Origin of the sequence: Microbulbifer sp. TYP-18, assembly GCF_040932045.1 — a bacterium.
Lineage (GTDB): Bacteria > Pseudomonadota > Gammaproteobacteria > Pseudomonadales > Cellvibrionaceae > Microbulbifer.
Genome location: NZ_JBFRBC010000001.1, coordinates 225,138 through 240,337, shown reverse-complemented (window position 1 = coordinate 240,337; position 15,200 = coordinate 225,138). Strand labels below are relative to the sequence as shown.

General features: G+C 59.4%; 15 protein-coding genes. 3 read left to right on the top strand and 12 right to left on the bottom strand.

Translation table 11 applies throughout. From position 1 onward, the window contains the following. Positions 1-78: 78 nt before the first annotated feature. Complete coding sequence (locus ABVT36_RS00920; RefSeq protein ID WP_367148359.1) at positions 79-1,269, bottom strand: acetyl-CoA C-acyltransferase; 1,191 nt, start codon at positions 1,267-1,269, stop codon at positions 79-81. Between the two features lie 194 nt (positions 1,270-1,463). On the opposite strand from ABVT36_RS00920, the gene ABVT36_RS00915 reads away from it, so the two are divergent. Beyond that, positions 1,464-2,057, top strand: a complete 594-nt coding sequence (locus ABVT36_RS00915; protein ID WP_368454832.1) for a LemA family protein — start codon at positions 1,464-1,466, stop codon at positions 2,055-2,057. A gap of 211 nt (positions 2,058-2,268) precedes the next feature. Here the strand turns inward: ABVT36_RS00915 and ABVT36_RS00910 are convergent, their stop codons facing one another. The 8 genes from ABVT36_RS00910 to zapE form a co-directional block, all read right to left on the bottom strand. Next, positions 2,269-2,880: a Yip1 family protein gene (locus ABVT36_RS00910; protein WP_367148361.1), complete on the bottom strand. Its 612-nt coding sequence runs from the start codon at positions 2,878-2,880 to the stop codon at positions 2,269-2,271. 402 nt (positions 2,881-3,282) lie between these two features. After that, entirely contained in the window at positions 3,283-3,678 is a 396-nt protein-coding gene (locus ABVT36_RS00905) for a ClpXP protease specificity-enhancing factor (RefSeq protein WP_367148362.1), read from the bottom strand. Between the two features lie 25 nt (positions 3,679-3,703). After that, positions 3,704-4,330 (bottom strand): glutathione S-transferase N-terminal domain-containing protein, encoded by a 627-nt coding sequence (locus tag ABVT36_RS00900; protein WP_367148363.1) that lies wholly within the window; start codon positions 4,328-4,330, stop codon positions 3,704-3,706. 111 nt (positions 4,331-4,441) lie between these two features. Then, positions 4,442-6,643, bottom strand: a complete 2,202-nt coding sequence (locus ABVT36_RS00895) for a cytochrome b N-terminal domain-containing protein (protein ID WP_367148364.1) — start codon at positions 6,641-6,643, stop codon at positions 4,442-4,444. Further along, positions 6,640-7,236, bottom strand: coding sequence for a ubiquinol-cytochrome c reductase iron-sulfur subunit (gene petA, locus ABVT36_RS00890; protein ID WP_367148365.1), 597 nt, complete (start codon positions 7,234-7,236; stop codon positions 6,640-6,642). The genes ABVT36_RS00895 and petA overlap by 4 nt, the downstream gene beginning before the upstream one ends. 303 nt (positions 7,237-7,539) lie before the next feature. Further along, positions 7,540-7,932, bottom strand: coding sequence for a 30S ribosomal protein S9 (gene rpsI, locus ABVT36_RS00885; RefSeq protein WP_367148366.1), 393 nt, complete (start codon positions 7,930-7,932; stop codon positions 7,540-7,542). Positions 7,933-7,947: 15 nt separating this feature from the next. Further along, positions 7,948-8,376 carry a 50S ribosomal protein L13 gene (gene rplM / locus ABVT36_RS00880; protein WP_367148367.1) on the bottom strand — a complete coding sequence of 143 codons (429 nt, stop codon included), beginning with the start codon at positions 8,374-8,376 and terminating at the stop codon, positions 7,948-7,950. A gap of 112 nt (positions 8,377-8,488) precedes the next feature. Then, on the bottom strand, positions 8,489-9,613 hold the full coding sequence (gene zapE, locus ABVT36_RS00875; protein ID WP_368454831.1) for a cell division protein ZapE: 1,125 nt from the start codon (positions 9,611-9,613) through the stop codon (positions 8,489-8,491). Between the two features lie 480 nt (positions 9,614-10,093). Here zapE and ABVT36_RS00870 point away from each other — a divergent pair, with 480 nt between their 5' ends. Further along, entirely contained in the window at positions 10,094-10,570 is a 477-nt protein-coding gene (locus ABVT36_RS00870) for a YhcB family protein (protein WP_367148369.1), read from the top strand. Between the two features lie 58 nt (positions 10,571-10,628). On the opposite strand, the gene sat is transcribed toward ABVT36_RS00870, so the two are convergent. Next, complete coding sequence (gene sat, locus ABVT36_RS00865) at positions 10,629-11,819, bottom strand: sulfate adenylyltransferase (RefSeq protein ID WP_367148370.1); 1,191 nt, start codon at positions 11,817-11,819, stop codon at positions 10,629-10,631. A gap of 159 nt (positions 11,820-11,978) precedes the next feature. Here sat and ABVT36_RS00860 point away from each other — a divergent pair, with 159 nt between their 5' ends. After that, positions 11,979-13,127, top strand: a complete 1,149-nt coding sequence (locus ABVT36_RS00860; protein ID WP_367148371.1) for a S1C family serine protease — start codon at positions 11,979-11,981, stop codon at positions 13,125-13,127. 51 nt (positions 13,128-13,178) lie between these two features. Here the strand turns inward: ABVT36_RS00860 and hisD are convergent, their stop codons facing one another. Beyond that, complete coding sequence (hisD, locus tag ABVT36_RS00855) at positions 13,179-14,489, bottom strand: histidinol dehydrogenase (protein ID WP_367148372.1); 1,311 nt, start codon at positions 14,487-14,489, stop codon at positions 13,179-13,181. Further along, entirely contained in the window at positions 14,479-15,129 is a 651-nt protein-coding gene (hisG, locus tag ABVT36_RS00850; RefSeq protein ID WP_367148373.1) for an ATP phosphoribosyltransferase, read from the bottom strand. The genes hisD and hisG overlap by 11 nt, the downstream gene beginning before the upstream one ends. Positions 15,130-15,200: the final 71 nt, after the last annotated feature.

Here is a 15,200-nt window from a genome sequence, read left to right as displayed (position 1 = left end):
CGCTTTGCTCCAACAGGTGGTTGAAAACTACTTTTTCACAACACACTGCCAATGGGCGCGGCAAAAACTAAGGGGTGCTCACACCCGTTCAATCGCCACCGCTGTGGCCTCGCCACCACCAATACAAAGGCTCGCCACGCCCCGGCGCAGGTTGCGATTTTCCAGCGCGCCCAGCAGAGTGACGATGATCCGCGCTCCGCTGGCACCCAGTGGATGTCCCAGGGCACAGGCACCACCATTCACATTGACTTTGTCGTGGGGCAGCTCCAGTTCACGCATTGCCGCCATGGTGACCACGGCAAATGCCTCGTTGATCTCGAACAGGTCCACCTGATCCAGGGCCCAGCCCGTCTGCTGCAGGAGGTTCTGCACGGCTCCCACCGGCGCGGTGGTAAACCACTCCGGCTGCTGCGCATACTGGCTCTGGCCGCGCAGCACTGCGAGCACTTTCAGGCCCCGCCGCTGGGCCTCACTCTCGCGCATCAGCACCAGAGCCGCGGCGCCATCGGCAATGGAACTGGCGTTGGCGGCGGTCACAGTGCCGTCCCGGCGGAAGGCGGGTTTGAGCTGGGGAATTTTCTCCGGGCGGGCACTGCCCGGCCCCTCGTCCACAGACACCTCCACTTCCCCGCGGCGCGACGCCACTGTCACCGGGGTGATCTCCCGCGCGAAGCGACCGCACTCGATGGCTGCCTGGGCGCGCGCCAGGGACTCCAGGGCGAAACTGTCCTGTTCCTCGCGGGAAAAGGTGTACTTGTCGGCGGTGCACTCGGCGAAGCTGCCCATCAGCTGGCCATCGTAGGCGTTTTCCAGACCGTCGATAAACATATGGTCCTTGACCTCACCGTGCCCCAGGCGCATGCCCCCCCGGGCCTTGGGCAACAGATAGGGCGCGTTGCTCATACTCTCCATACCACCGGCCACAACCACCCTCGCCTCGCCGGTCAGCAGCGCATTGCGGGCCATCATGACGGTTTTCATACCGGATCCGCAGACCTTGTTGACGGTGGTGCAGGGCGTGCCGACAGGAATTCCCGCAGCCAGTGCCGCCTGGCGCGCCGGTGCCTGTCCCACTCCCGCGGGCAGTACACACCCCATCAACACTTCGTCAATATCGGTGGGAGCCACGCCCGCATCCTTCATGGCCGCGGCGATCGCAGCCGCGCCGAGCTGTGGCGCCGTCACCGCTGCCAGGGAGCCCTGCATGGCTCCCATGGGCGTGCGCGCCATACCTACTATGACGACCGGATCTGCGTTCACTTCGCTCATAAAACTGCTCCCAGGGTTGGTGCCATCGCCACTGTTGGCGACAACGGACTCATTATCGGTGCGGCATTATACCCGATGCGCCCTCAGACGATGTATCGACAGAGAACCGGCAGGTGGATGGAGTAGCCACAGCCTCTCCCGGCGAGGCCGCCGTGTTACTATCCCACCAAACCAATAACAAAGCGGAAACTCCTGTGGAAAACTCGAGCGCGATCTGGATATGGGCAATCGCCGCTGCTGCGTTGATATTCTATGTTGTTGGGGTTTACAACAAGCTGATCGCGCTGAAGAACCGCTGCCAAAATGCTTTTGCACAGATAGAGGTACAACTGAAACGGCGCTACGACCTGATACCCAACCTGGTGGATACCGCCAAGGTGTATTTAAAGCGAGAACGGGAAACCCTGGAGGCGGTCACAAGCGCCAGGAACCTGGCCCTGACAGGGCTACAAGCTGCCGCCGCCAACCCCGGCAGTGCCAGCGCTATTGCCGACCTGGGCCAGGCGGAAGGCGCCCTAGCCACTGCCCTGGGCCGCCTGCAGGTGGTCATGGAAGCCTATCCCGAACTCAAGGCCGACCAGAATATGCTGCAGCTCACCGAGGAGTTGACCAGCACTGAAAACAAGGTGACTTTCGCCCGCCAGGCATTTAACGATTCGGTGATGGCCTACAACATCTACAAACAGAGCTTTCCGCCGGTATTCGTGGCCGGTTTTTTTGGCCACCGACAGGACGGCAAACTGCTGGAGTTTGCCGATTCCGAGCAGTTTCAGGCGGCCCCCCGGTAGAGCCCTAGCAGGCTGTTGAAATTCGAAGAATTTCGACACCTGCTACCGGAATATGGATGTTCCGGCAAAATCGGCGACGCCTAAGTCGTTGATTTTGGGAGAAAAGTGAAAATCACATTTTTCGCTTTTCGTGTTTTGAAAAAGGCAGGATGCCTTTTTCAACAACCTGCTAGGCCAGTGGCGACCGGATAGGGTTCGTCAACTTACCCCCCTACTGATAGACCGGCTCTACTCCTATAAACCAGAGAATGACGGTGCCAATGCGCACCGTCACCAACAATACCAATCCCACCGTCACCACCGAAGTGGCGTACATGAACGACCGCTCCTTGTTGAGATTCATTAATATGGGAATCCCCTCGTAAATCAGGTAAATGGAATAGCAGGCGGCAAGCATATGCACCGCCACGTTCAGCCACAGATCCGGGTAGAGACCGATGAACCCAACCAGGAAAATAGGAGTGGTCACAAAAACCGCCAGAGCCGTACCCTCGTAGTGGCGGGTCGCCTCATCCCCCTCTACGGCGTAAGTCCGGGCCATCCAGTTAATAAATTCTCCAAACAGGTAGACGCCGACGAGAATTGCAACGTAAGTGACGATCGCCAGGGAAAGTGCACTGCCCTCGGTCAGTTTTGCGGTGTTGGTACCGATGGTGAAACCCACTCGGGTCACGCCAAAGTACAGCGACACACAGGGGATCAGGGCCAGAATCGGCACATGGCTGAGAAATACCTGTACGAAGGAGTGCTTGTCGGCACGGATGGATTTCCACTCTTTATCGGGATTGATGAGAATTCCGAGGGTATGGCTGAGGAATCGCATGGTGAGTCTCCCTGGTGTGCTTTGGCTGCAGAACCTCCGCCGCAGTCCCTATTGTCTCTGCGGGCACTGGCAGGTCGGGCCACCGGTTATTGCCGCCAGCCCTGTGAGGCTTTCAGCGCAATTTCCGCTGGGTATCCAGACCCATCGCCGGGCGCAATAGCCGGCGACAGAGGACACCGGTCTGTGTGACCGACAGAGACATAGCGTAGCGATACTAAGGTTCCATAGCAGTATCGGGGGCCGGCTCGCGATAGATCAATGCCCGGGAGAAATAAGTCGTGAAACTCAACGAGTATTCAGGGAGTGCCCACAGGCAACTTTGACTGCGGGGTTAAGTGCCGCCGCTAGAGAAGTTTAAGCGCCACAACCAATCGGTGGCGCTACAGGGGGAAGCTTTCGGCGCTATTTGACCACCCGCAGTGCCGGTTTCTTGGCGGACTTGCGGCCGAGACTGGTTGGGGGTGTGGGTTCCGGTGGCTCCGGCGTCTCCTCCGCCTCAAAGACCATACCCTGTCCATTTTCCCGCGCGTAAATTCCCACCACTGCGCCGACCGGTACCTGGATATCGGTGGGGACTCCGCCGAAACGGGCGCTAAAACGGATAGCGTAGTTATCCATACTGAGCCCCACCACCGCCGTCTCGGAAATATTCAGCACCATTTGCCCGTCTTCGTTGACATGCTGCTGGGGCACGAGGACACCCGACATAGCGGTATCCACCAAAATGTAAGGCGTGCACCGGTTGTCGGTAATCCACTCGTAAAAGGCCCGCAGAATATACGGGCGATTGGATGTCATAGCCGGCTTGCTCAACAGTAATCCCTCAGCGCATCTCGCGCTCGTATTCGGTCAGACTCTGCTGAAATGCCTCCCGGGAAAAAAGGCGGTCCATGTAATCCTGCAGGGGTTTGGCCTGCTTGGTCTTGGGGAGGCTGATCTCAAACTGCTCCAGGCGCCACAACAGCGGTGCCATGCAACAATCCACCAGTGAGAATTCCTCGTTCAAGAAATACGGCAGATCGGTAAACATTGGCGCTATACCCACCAGACTGTCCCGAAGCTCCTTGCGCGCAGCGGCGGCATCTTTGCCCCCGGCGACAATCCTGTCCACCAGCGGACACCAGTCGCGCTCGATACGGTACATGATCTGGCGGCTCTGCGCCCTTGCCACCGGGTATACCGGCAACAGGGGTGGATGCGGGAAGCGCTCGTCTAGGTATTCCATCATTACCTTGGTTTCGAACAGCACCAGCTCCCGGTCCACCAGAGTCGGCAGAGAATTGTAGGGGTTGAGGTCAGCGAGCTCAGCGGGCTGGTTGTCCGGCTCCACGTCAATGACGTCCACGGAAACCCCTTTTTCGGCGAGTACAATGCGCACACGGTGGCTTAAATGACTGCGACCATCAGAAAAGAAGGTCATGGAGGAGCGCTTGTTGGCGGGCACACCCATTTTCTAACTACCTCAGGCTATCTGGCCGTCACTGTCCGGCCAATGATCAAAAACACAAAAAGGGTGGCGGAGCGACTCCACCACCCGAAGTTTTTACTATCCAATGCACCTTCAGTGGTGCACGTCTTTCCAGTATTCGCGATTCAGCAGCCAGGCAAAGACAAAAAATACCAGGATAAACGCCAACACGAAAAAGCCGATACGCTTGCGCTCCAGAGCCATAGGCTCGGCGATGTACTCCATGAAATTCACCAGGTCGTACATAGCCTGGTCGAATTCCGCCGGATCCATGGAGCCCTTGACGCTGCCGACTTCGAGGCTGCCGCAATCGGCATCCATGATGGGATTGCCCAGTTCATCCCGCACCACGCTGCCGTGCTCCCGCTTTGGACCCGGTGCGCACTCCTGCAAACCCTGTAGTTCCATCAGCACATGGGGCATACCCACGTTGGGAAACACTTTGTTGTTCACGCCGGTGGGACGACTGTCATCCCGGTAAAAGCTGCGCAGATAAGTGTAGAGCCATTCCGGCGAGCGGGAGCGGGCCGACAGGGTGAGGTCCGGCGGCGCAGCGCCGAACCACACCTTGGAATCATCCGTGCGCATGGAGATCTGCATCAGCTCCCCGATTTTGCCATCACCCAGAACCAGGTTCTGCACCATCAGCTCATTGGGGATTCCCAGGTCGGTGGCCACTCTCTCCCAGCGCGAGAAGTTGGCGCTGTGGCAGCCCATGCAGTAGTTGACGAAGTATTTGGCACCTCGCTGCAGGGACGGCTTGTCCTGCAGATCCACATTGATCTGGTCCAGCTCAATAGTGCTCTCGGCACCCACTGCCTTGATTGGAATAAAGGCCAGCAGTAGCACAACGATTATGCCGCCGAAAAGGGTGCCAAAGGTCTTCTCCCCGGAGGGGCTAGTCACGCGCTCCGGCTCTGGCTTCACATGGTCACGCGCGGTGAGCCAGGGCAGTGCAGCGAAAAAGACCGCCATCGCCAGCGCCATGAGCGTCACAAACAGATTCACATCCCAGCTACCCACTGCCATCCACAGGAACAGGAAGCCGAACACGCCACTAACCACCCAGGAGGCAGCGCCTTTGCGGCCAGTGGGGTTGGTCCAAATCGGCATGGTGAAGAAATAGGCGAAATAGAACAGAGTGCCCACCTGTGCCAGAAAGTTGCGCCCCGGTGTCGGCGATTGCACACCCAGATACCCCAGGATAATAAAGACAGCGGCAAATACCAGCAGCAGCGCCTTCGGCAACAGTCCCTTGTAGCGGATAGAGCGCACCGGACTCTTGTCCAGCCAGGGCAGCACAAACAGTATGGCGATGGCTGCGCCCATGGCTATCAGGCCGAGGAACTTGGCGGTAAACGGCCCTATATCGATTGTCACCGCGCGCAAGACGGCATAAAAGGGAGTGAAGTACCACACCGGCGCTATGTGCTCCGGCGTTTTCAGCGGGTTCGCCTCCTCGAAATTGGCATGCTCCAGGAAGAAGCCACCCATCTCCGGGAAGAAGAACACCACCACACAGAAAATAAACAGAAATACGGCGATGCCCACCAGGTCGTGGACCGAGTAGTAGGGATGGAAGGCGATACCGTCGAGGGGTACGCCGTTTTCATCCTTGTTCTTCTTGATCTCAATACCATCCGGGTTGTTGGAGCCCACCTCGTGCAGCGCCAGAATATGCAGTACCACCAGCAATACCAGCACCAGCGGCAGCGCTATGACATGCAGGGAGAAAAACCGGGTCAGGGTGATACCGGAAATCAGATAGTCGCCGCGAATCCACTCCACCAGGTCTTCCCCGATACCGGGGACGGCCCCGAACAGGGATACGATGACCTGGGCGCCCCAATAGGACATCTGCCCCCAGGGCAGCACATAGCCCATAAACGCCTCGGCCATGAGCACCAGGTAGATACACATGCCGAAAATCCACACCAGCTCGCGCGGCGGCTTGTAGGAGCCGTACATCAACCCGCGGAACATGTGCAGATAGACAACAACGAAAAACGCCGACGCACCAGTGGAGTGCAGATAGCGAATCAGCCAGCCCCAGTCCACGTCGCGCATGATGTATTCCACCGAGGCGAAAGCGCCGTCAGCGGAGGGGTTGTAGTTCATCACCAGCCAGATGCCGGTCAACAGTTGGTTGACCAGGACCAGCAGCGAGAAGACACCGAAGAAATACCACAGGTTGAAGTTCTTGGGCGCATAGTACTTGCCCATGTGCCTGTCCCAGGCCTGGTAAATCGGCAGGCGCTGGTCTACCCAGTCACCGAAATCTGCCAGCCACTTCATGCGCTGCCCTCCTGGTTAACACCGATCACGATGATGTCATTGCTTTCATAGAAGTAGGGGGGCACTTCCAGGTTGGTGGGGGCAGGTACGCCCTTGTAGACACGGCCGGCCATGTCAAACTTGGAGCCGTGACAGGGACAGAAAAAGCCGCCCATCCACTCGGCGCCACCCAGGTCTGCAGCACCGACCTCGGGGCGATACATGGGGGCACAGCCCAGGTGAGTGCACAGACCCACCAGTACCAGTGTCTTCGCCTTGATCGCACGGTTTTCGGGATTCACATATTCCGGCTGGACGGACTCCTCGGAAAAGGGGTCGCGCAGAAATGGCTCCACCTTCACCAAGTTTTCCAACACTGCATCGGTGCGGCGCACCACGTACACCGGCTTGCCCCGCCACTCGACGGTAACCATCTGGCCCGGCTCCAGCTTACTGATGTTGTACTTCACCGGGGCGCCGGCGGCCTTGGCCTTGGCACTCGGATTCCAGGATGCGACAAACGGTACAGCCACGCCCACAACACCGGCCCCTCCCACCACCGAGGTGGCGGCGGTCAGGAATCGGCGCCGGCCTACGTTTACACCGTCACTCATGACGTTATTCTCCCATCACAGCGAAATTTCGCTGACCCAAACCCAATATATTCTTCCCACACCGAGGTCCCCGGAAACGCGTTTCGCGCCCAATTAACCCCAGAAATCAAGCGGATACAAATCCGCGCAATGTTAAAGAAAATGCCAATTTGATACAAGGCGAAGACTGTGGCGAACGTCGTCAAATGCCCATGGAATTGGCGAGCAATTGCACAAAAATACCGGGACCGGCGCCACACCGGGGCCGGTCCAAAAATCGCAGATATAAAAAAACCCGGTCGCGGACCGGGTTTTGAAAGCAAATTATCGCTTGGAGAACTGCGGCTTCTTGCGCGCCTTGCGCAGACCCACCTTCTTGCGCTCCACGGCGCGGGCGTCGCGGGTCACATAGCCGGCGCCACGCAGTGGCTGCCGCAGTGCTTCGTCGTACTGCATGAGCGCGCGGGTGAGGCCGTGACGGATAGCGCCCGCCTGGCCAAAGGAACCCCCGCCCTTTACGGTGACGTTGATGTCGAACTTATCCACCATATCGACCAGCTCCAGCGGCTGTCGCACAATCATGCGCGCCACTTCGCGGCCGAAATAGTCATCGAGGTTGCGGCCATTGACGGTGATCTTGCCCTCGCCCTGCTCGACGAACACGCGGGCGGTCGAGGTCTTGCGGCGGCCGGTACCATAGTATTGAGTCGTTGCCATTTGAGTCTTTCCCGTTTAGATCGCCAGTTCAATCGGCTGCTGCGCCGCATGAGGATGTTCGCTGCCGCTGTACACTTTCAGCTTCTTGAACATGGCGCGACCCAACGGACCCTTCGGCAGCATACCTTTCACTGCGCTTTGAATGGTGCGCTCGGGCGCTTTTTCGATCAGCTTCTCAAAGCTGATGGATTTGAGACCTCCCGGGTAGCCGGAGTGGCTGTGGTAGATCTTGTCCTTGGCCTTGTTGCCGGTCACGCGGACCTTTTCAGCGTTGATTACAACGATGTAATCACCGGTGTCCACGTGGGGCGTGTATTCAGGCTTGTGCTTGCCGCGCAGACGGTGAGCTATCTCAGCGGAAATACGGCCGAGAGTCTTACCCGCAGCGTCGACAATATACCAGTCGCGTTTTACCGCTTCCGGCTTGGCACTGTAAGTCTTCATGTTATAAAACACCTGCACTGGGCCGCAAAAGAGGCGGCCGTCCCACAAAAGAGCGCGAATACTACATAAGCGCCACGGGCTTTTCAAGGGATTTGTGGCCGCTATCCGACGCCTAATCCGACCGGTGCGGGCGCGCCAGATACTCCCGTGACTGCATTTCCAGCAGGCGGCTGATGGTACGCTGGAACTCAAACCCCAGGTGCCTGCCAGCGTACAGCTCCTCCACCGGCACCTCGGCCGAGATCACCAGCTTGACGCTGCGGTCATAGAATTCATCCACCAGGTTGATGAACCGGCGCGCCTGACTGTCCATCAGCCCTGTCAGCCTGGGCACCCCGGCCAGCAGCACACTGTGATACTCCCGCGCCAGCTCGATATAGTCGTTTTGCGAGCGGGGGCCATCGCAGAGCTGTGCGAACTCGAACCAGACCACACCGTCCGCCTCCCGCACCGTATTGATGTTGCGCCCCTCAATTTCCAGTACAGCCGCCTCGTGCACCGCCCCTCCCCCGACCATCAAGCCGTGAAAGCTTCGCATCAGGCTGGCCTCCGCCTCCGGATCCAGCGGCGAATGGTAGAGTTCGGCCTTTTCCAGTGCCCGCAATCGGTGGTCCACCCCGCCATCTACGTTCACTACCCTGGTGTGCCGGTTCAGCAGGTCGATGGCCGGCAGGAAGCGGGCCCGCTGCAAACCGTTGCAGTAGAGTCCCGCCGGCTCGATATTGGAGGTTGCTACCAGGGTGACACCGCGGCGAAACAGGGCATCCAGCAGGTTCGCCAGAATCATGGCATCGCCAATATCCGATACAAAGAACTCGTCAAAACAGATTACCCGGGCATCCCTGGCAATGTCCTCGGCCACCCTCTCCAGGGGGTTTTTTACCCCACCCAGGCGCTGCAGCTGCCGGTGCACATCGCGCATGAAACGGTGGAAGTGGGTACGGCACTTGTCCGGGAACGGCAGGGATTCATAAAAGGTGTCCATCAGGTAGGTTTTGCCGCGGCCCACGCCACCCCACAGGTACAACCCTTTCTGTGCAGCCGGACGTGGCGCCAATAGCTTTCTCAAGCGCGCAACAACCCCCTTTGGCGCGCGGGCTGCCAACAGGCGCTCATAGAGATCCTGCAGCTCCCCCAGCGCCACCCTCTGGGCCGGATCGGCGACAAAGTCCGGGCGCGCCAGATCGCACTGATAGCGCTGCATGGGTGTGAAGGGTACTACTTCGACTGGAGACATGACCTACTGAACTGAGAGTGGAGGCGACGGCACTCTACCAAAATCGTGCCGCAAACCGCTAGCCCCCGCCGCCTCTGGCTACGGTCAGCACCTGGCCACTTATTAACCGGGCAATAATAGGTGGCCCTGAGCTGGAAACCCTTGACACCTACCGGATTGTCCTCTTTGGAAACTTGAACAATTACGTAGAATCTCATGTTTTTCAATGAGTTACGACGGGCTCCGACCGGCAAGGGTACGCCCTTGAGCCACACTAGCCCGGCAGTCTATTCAGCTGCCGCGTTGATATTTAGGCGGTTTCAGGCGGCAACCCGACAGCGCGGCCGACGCGGGAGGTGGAATCGCGTATACTAAGGGCTGTCGCGCCAGCCTGGAAAAACGGACAATCCGCGCGGCTACAGCACTACGTCAGGAGCAGTAACCCGGCAGGCCCCAAAAGCCTGTCAGATGGCCGGGTTAACAGTCGAGGAGAAAGTATCAGTGCACTCTACATCGGTTTTGATCCTGGTTGGCGTCGTCGGTCTGGCACTGGGTGCCATACTTGCATTTCTCGCCAACCGCGGCCGCGGCGGTACAGATCGCACCCAGGAACTGGAGCTGCGCCTGAGCGAGGCCAACAGCAAGCTGGAGGATTTCCAGTTGCAGGTCAATGAACACTTCGACCAGACTGCACAACTGGTTCACAACCTGACTAAAAGCTACCGCGAAGTACACGAATACCTGGCCAACAGCGCAGTGCGGCTTTCCAGTCAGGATATTGGCCGGCAGATGCTGGAGGCCGGCAGCGGCAAACTGAGCGACAATGACGAAAGTCTCCGCGATGTGGTCCCACCGCGGGACTGGGCCCCCAAAGAACCCGGCGCGAAAGGAACCCTGGCTGAGGATTTCGGCCTGGACAAAGAGGCTATGGCGGGGCTGGAAAACACCGATGCCGCCGAGACCGGTGTTAGCCGCTGACAGCAACCCCGGTAGATACGCGCCCGCGGGAGCCCGGCGGGCGGTAAATTAGAGCCCGCTACAGGCTTTGGTAGTAATCCATCAGGATCTTCGCCACTTCCGGGCGGGAAAACTCCGGGGGCGGCGCTATCCCGTCACCCAGCATTTCACGCACTTTGGTGCCGGACAGCAGTATAAAGTCTTCCTTACTGTGATCCGGCGCATCGCGCATCATCACCACCCGGTTCAGCTTTTTCGAATAGGCGGTGTGGTCGGCGCGGAAAATTTCAATTTCCAGCGCGCCTTCCGGCACCCTGTCATCGAAGATGGACTGGGCATCGAAGGCCCCGTAGTAGTCGCCAACACCGGCGTGGTCGCGCCCGATAATCAGGTGGCTGCAGCCACAGTTCTGGCGAAACACCGCGTGCAGCACCGCTTCCCGCGGGCCGGCGTACAGCATGTCGAAACCGTAGCCGGTCACCATCACGGTATTGGCGGGGAAATAGAGTTCCACCATTTTGCGAATAGAGGCATCGCGAACCGGAGCGGGGATATCGCCGGATTTGAGCTGTCCCAGCAGCATGTGGATCAGCACACCATCTGCGTCCACACCCTCCATCGCCATCTTGCACAGCTCTTCGTGGGCGCGATGCATGGGGTTGCGGGTCTGGAAGGCCACCACCTTGCTCCAGCCGCGCTCGATGAACTCGTTGCGAATTTCCACCGCGGTGCGGAAGGTATCCGGAAAGTCATTCTGAAAATAGCTGAAATTCAATACCTCGATGGGCCCGGAAATCAGCTGGCGACCGGAGGACCTGAAGTTGGCCACGCCCGGGTGCCCCTCGTCCCGGGTACCAAACACCTGTGCGACCATGTCGTCCATCTGCCGCTCGGAAATCGACTCTATTCCCTGCACTTCCATCACTGCCAGCACCGGGTGCCCCTCCACCCGGGGGTCGCGCAACGCAATACGCCCGGCACCGGCAATGGCGCTGGCATCCCGCACTATATTGAGGACCGGTACCGGCCAGAAGAGTCCGTTCTCAGTGCGCAGCGTTTCGGCAACGCTCAGGGCGTCCGTAAGATTCATATACCCATGCAGAGGATTGAAGTAGCCAGCACCCAGCATTACCGCATTGGCAGCCGCAGCTGAGCTGACCACTATGGACGGCAGGGATTCGGCCTCGTGCGCCAGCTGGTGGTGCCTTTCGCTGTCGTAGACGAATCTGGGTTGCAGCTCGGCGCTGCCGTGGGGGCGAACCAGGGACATAGAGGTCTCCAAACTGAGAGCTAGACGAAATTAGCGGGATTTTGCAGCCGCCATTATACGGATTCGCGTCCACCGCCCAAGGGGCGCGGCGCAGGACAGAGGCCGCCGGTGCGCACGCGGCGGAAAACCGTATAATAAACACAAATCTAGGAGTTACCTGTGTCCCTGAAACGATTTTTGCAAGACTGGGCAATCCCCGCGGCCATTGGCCTGGCCCTGGCCGCAGCAGCCTTGCTGGTGTTCCCGCAACTGCGCGACGTCGACGTCGATCCAGGCGATAGCCAGTGGCAGGGGCCTGTCTCCTACGCCGATGCGGTCGACCGGGCTGGGCCCGCGGTGGTGAACATCTACACCCGCACTGCCATACCCCAGCGGAGTCACCCGCTGTTTAATGACCCGCTGTTTCGACGCCTGTTCAACAGCATGAACCCACCGCAAAAACAACGGCTGCAATCCAACCTGGGCTCTGGCGTTATCGTCAGCGACCGGGGATATATCCTCACCAATCACCATGTGGTCAACCAAGCTGATGCCATCGTCGTACTGCTGGCGGATGGACGCGAGGCACAGGCGGAGCTGGTGGGAAGCGATGCGGATTTTGACCTGGCGGTGCTCAAGGTGGAGTTGCCGCAACTCACCTCTATCGAGGTGGGAGATCCGGAACACGCACAGGTCGGCGATGTGGTACTGGCCATTGGCAACCCTTTTGGGGTGGGGCAGACCGTGACCCAGGGCATTATCAGTGCCACAGGCGCACGCAACGTCAAACTGGGTAGCAATGGTACCGGCGGCTACCTGCAAAACTTCCTGCAAACCGATGCGGCAGTGAATCCCGGCAATTCCGGCGGAGCACTGGTGGACGCCCACGGCCGCCTGCTGGGTATCAATACCTCCATTCTCAACCAGTCCAGCTACGCCGGCGGTATCAGCTTTGCCATACCGGCAAATATCGCCTTAAAAATCATGCAGGACATTATTGAGTACGGCCGCGTGGTGCCAGGCTGGCTCGGCATAGAGGCCAGTGGAGTCACCCCGGAAGTGGCGCGCGCTTTCAATCTCACGTCCACCCACGGGGTCATCGTGACCGGAATCTACAACCAGGGTCCGGCACACCGGGCGGGACTGAAGCCGGGAGATGTGATCACCCATATCGACGGCCTGCCGATCAACGATGGCAGACGCGGCGCCGCCGCTATGGCGACCCTGCGCCCCGGAGATACGGTTTCGATTACCTTTATGCGCGAGGGCGCCGTCAATACGGTGGAAGTCACCGTATCGGAAATGCCCCAGTCGGAAAAACGCACCTAAAGGTCCGGTCGAACACCAATCAGCACCGCCAAGGGCCTGTTGACACTAGCGCTACTCTTTCCTGAATCGGTACTCCGCCGAGCGCGCGTGAGCCTCCAGGCCCTCGCCCCGGGCCAGAGTGCCGGCGACCCGCCCGAGCCGATCCGCAGCCTGGGGCGAACAGCAGATGATTGAACTGCGCTTCTGAAAATCGTACACGCCCAGCGGTGATGAAAAACGCGCGGTACCGCTGGTGGGGAGCACATGACTGGGCCCGGCGCAATAGTCCCCCAGTGCTTCCGCAGTATAGCGGCCGAGGAATATTGCCCCGGCATGGCGGATCATCGGCAGATACTGCTGCGGGTTGTCCACCGAGACCTCCAGGTGCTCCGGAGCAATGCGGTTGGCCAGCGCGATGGCCGATTCGATGGAATCCACAGAGATCAGGGCACCCCGCCGCGCCAGGGAGGCGCCGGCAATGTCCCGCCGCGGCAATTCTGCCAGCAGCCTTTCCAGGGCGGCCGCCACCGCATCGAGAAAGCTATCGTCGGGACTCAGCAATATGGACTGGGCCTGCTGATCGTGCTCCGCCTGTGACAGCAGATCCATGGCGACCCAATCCGCATCGGTGGCGCCGTCGCAGATCACCAGTATCTCCGACGGCCCGGCGATCATATCGATCGCCACCTGTCCGAACACGGCGCGTTTGGCGGCGGCAACATAAACATTGCCCGGCCCCACTATCTTGTCGACCCGACGTATGCTTTGAGTGCCATAAGCCAGGGCCGCAATGGCCTGAGCGCCGCCCAGGGTATACAGCTCATCCACCCCGGCGATCGCCGCCGCTGCCAGTACCAGGTCACTGAGCTGATCGTCCGGCGCCGGCACCACCATGGCCACCGAGTTCACGCCCGCGACTTTGGCGGGAATCACATTCATCAGCACTGACGAGGGGTAACTCGCCTTGCCCCCGGGAACATAGACCCCTACCCGCTCCATAGGTGTAACTTTCTGCCCCAGAACAGTGCCGTCGGCCTCGGTGTACTGCCAGCCATCCTGTAACTGGTGTTGGTGATAGCTGTGTACCCGCTGGGCTGCAGTTTCCAGTGCGAGGCGATGCTGCTCGGAAATGCGCCCCAGTGCCACCGCCATTTCCTTTGGGGTCACGCAAAAATCCTCGGCGTTGACCAGCCGGCGGCGGTCCAAGCGGTTGCTGTATTCGATCAGGGCGGCATCACCCTGCCGGCGTACCTGCCGCAGTATGTCGGCCACTATCTGCTCCACCTGGGAATCGACAACCGATTCCCAGGCCAGCAATTGGGCCAGCTGCGCGTCGAAATCACTGTCCCCCGCGTCCAGGCGGCGAATCAAGTCACTGTGCATCCGCCCCCTCCCAGCGCGCTGCCACCACATCGGACAGTTTGCCGATCAAACTGCTGATCGACTGGTATTTCATTTTCATGGATGCTTTGTTGACGATCAGACGGCTGCTGATGTGGGCAATAGTGTCCCGCGCCTCCAGACCGTTGGCCCGCAACGTATTGCCGGTATCCACGATGTCCACTATCTCATCCGCCAGCCCCATCAGAGGCGCCAGCTCCATAGCCCCGTACAGCTGGATAATGTCCGCCTGGCGACCCTGTGCTGCATAGTAGCGTTTGGCGCTCTGTACAAACTTGGTGGCCACTTTGATCCTTCCGCGCGGCGGCTGGGCACCCCGGATACCCGCAGTCATCAGCCGACAGCGAGCGATACCCAGGTCCAGGGGTTCGTAAATGCCGTCGATCGCATGTTCAAGCAGGTTATCCTTGCCCGCCACCCCCATATCGGCGGCGCCGTGCTGTACATAGGTGGGCACGTCTGTGCCCCGCAACAGCAGAAAACAGACCCCTGGCTGATTGGTGGGAAAAATGAGTTTGCGGCTCTTGGAAATGTCTTCCAGCGGCTCCAGTCCGGCAGCATGCAGCAGCGGCAGGGTTTCCTCAAGGATTCTGCCTTTGGTCAGGGCGATGGTGATTTGCATGGGGTCCTGTTCTGGGTCGCGTGAAAAAAAACGGTGGAGCCCGTGTGTGTCTGGCCTGCTGATATCGATTG

Excerpts from the sequence above, each read along its gene's own strand:
- ABVT36_RS00920 (WP_367148359.1), bottom strand. The coding sequence starts at position 1,269 with ATGAGCGAAGTGAACGCAGATCCGGTCGTCATAGTAGGTATGGCGCGC.
- ABVT36_RS00910 (WP_367148361.1), bottom strand. The coding sequence starts at position 2,880 with ATGCGATTCCTCAGCCATACCCTCGGAATTCTCATCAATCCCGATAAA.
- ABVT36_RS00905 (WP_367148362.1), bottom strand. The coding sequence starts at position 3,678 with ATGACATCCAATCGCCCGTATATTCTGCGGGCCTTTTACGAGTGGATT.
- ABVT36_RS00900 (WP_367148363.1), bottom strand. The coding sequence starts at position 4,330 with ATGGGTGTGCCCGCCAACAAGCGCTCCTCCATGACCTTCTTTTCTGAT.
- ABVT36_RS00895 (WP_367148364.1), bottom strand. The coding sequence starts at position 6,643 with ATGAAGTGGCTGGCAGATTTCGGTGACTGGGTAGACCAGCGCCTGCCG.
- petA (WP_367148365.1), bottom strand. The coding sequence starts at position 7,236 with ATGAGTGACGGTGTAAACGTAGGCCGGCGCCGATTCCTGACCGCCGCC.
- rpsI (WP_367148366.1), bottom strand. The coding sequence starts at position 7,932 with ATGGCAACGACTCAATACTATGGTACCGGCCGCCGCAAGACCTCGACC.
- rplM (WP_367148367.1), bottom strand. The coding sequence starts at position 8,376 with ATGAAGACTTACAGTGCCAAGCCGGAAGCGGTAAAACGCGACTGGTAT.
- zapE (WP_368454831.1), bottom strand. The coding sequence starts at position 9,613 with ATGTCTCCAGTCGAAGTAGTACCCTTCACACCCATGCAGCGCTATCAG.
- sat (WP_367148370.1), bottom strand. The coding sequence starts at position 11,819 with ATGTCCCTGGTTCGCCCCCACGGCAGCGCCGAGCTGCAACCCAGATTC.
- hisD (WP_367148372.1), bottom strand. The coding sequence starts at position 14,489 with ATGCACAGTGACTTGATTCGCCGCCTGGACGCGGGGGACAGTGATTTC.
- hisG (WP_367148373.1), bottom strand. The coding sequence starts at position 15,129 with ATGCAAATCACCATCGCCCTGACCAAAGGCAGAATCCTTGAGGAAACC.